This is a genomic window from Stenotrophomonas sp. GD03877 (assembly GCF_029840555.1).
GTDB classification, from domain to species: Bacteria; Pseudomonadota; Gammaproteobacteria; order Xanthomonadales; family Xanthomonadaceae; genus Stenotrophomonas; species Stenotrophomonas geniculata.
Genome location: NZ_JAOCCT010000075.1, coordinates 1 through 1,234 on the forward strand (window position 1 = coordinate 1; position 1,234 = coordinate 1,234).

A 1,234-nucleotide genomic window follows, 5' to 3' on the forward strand; every position below is an offset into this window, starting at 1 on the left:
TGAATCGCCCAGGATTTTGTAGACAGTCGTCAGCCGTTTAGTGCGTACTGCTTCTCGAACTCTACCGGGGACAGCCCGTCGTTGGAACTGTGCCGCCGTTTTGGGTTGTAGAACATCTCGATGTACTGGAAGACGTCGGCCCGTGCCTCGTCGTGATTGCTGTAGATCCTCCGCTTAATACGCTCCCGCTTCAGTAGCTGGAAGAAGCTCTCCATCGCTGCGTTGTCATGGCAGTTTCCTCGTCGACTCATGCTGCACACGATGTCGTGCTCGCGCAGGAAGCTCTGCCAGTCTTCGCTGGTGAACTGGGTTCCCTGGTCGGAGTGAAGCAGAAGCCCGGGGCTTGGCTTGCGCCGCCACACTGCGGCCAATAGCGCCTGCAAAACCAGGTCCGTATGTTGAGTTGGTCGGGTTGCCCATCCAACGACCTGACGCGAAAACAGATCAAGCACTACCGCCAAGTACAGGAAGCCGTCGTACGTGCGGATGTAGGTGATGTCCGTGACCCACGCGCGATTTGGCTCACTGACTTTGAAGCCGCGAGCCAGAACGTTCTTGGCGACTGATCCAACAGGGCCGCTCAATGGGCGTGGTCGCCGACCGTAGCCGACCATTGCCCGCAGCCCCTCGCTCTTCATCAAGCGTGCCACGCGATGACGACTACACGTCTCGCCAAGCTCGCGCAGATCTGTGGTCACTTTGCGGTGGCCATACACAGAGCCGCTTTCCAGCCAGCTGTGCTTGATTAGGCCGAGCAACCGCTGATCGTCCTTGTCGCGAGCGCTTGCCGGCTCTTTTAGCCAGGCGTAGTAGCCACTGCGATGGACGCCAAGCATCCGACACATCGCCGCGAGGCCGAACTCATCTGCGTGTTGCTTCATGAAGGCGTACTTTGCTCTTACCCCTTTGCAAAGTACGCGGCGGCTTTTTTTAGGATGTCTCGCTCTTCAGTGACTCTGCGTAGCTCAGCCTTGAGGCGGCGCACTTCCGCGTTCTGGTCCTGCTCGACACGCCGGCCAACATCGCCTTTGCCTTGTTGCCGCTTCCAGCCGTAAAGACTATGGATCGACACGCCCAGTCGCTCGGCAACCTCCGCTACCGGACGGCCGTACTCAACGATCTGTCGGACCGCCTCGATCTTGAACTCATCGGTGTACCGCTTCGTGCTCATAACCACCTCCGCCTAAGCCATAGTTTATGGCTGCGAGGTGTCTACGGAACCCTGGGCGATTCA

1 protein-coding gene is annotated in these 1,234 nt (G+C 58.6%); it reads right to left on the reverse strand.

Annotated features, from left to right (window positions below; all coding sequences use genetic code 11):
• Window positions 1-29: 29 nt before the first annotated feature.
• Window positions 30-1,171 (reverse strand): IS3-like element ISStma9 family transposase gene (locus N5D20_RS24635; RefSeq protein WP_087944428.1). Its coding sequence is split into 2 segments (ribosomal slippage): window positions 30-934 and window positions 934-1,171, totalling 1,143 coding nucleotides; the frame shifts between segments, so codons are not numbered across the junction.
• Window positions 1,172-1,234: the final 63 nt, after the last annotated feature.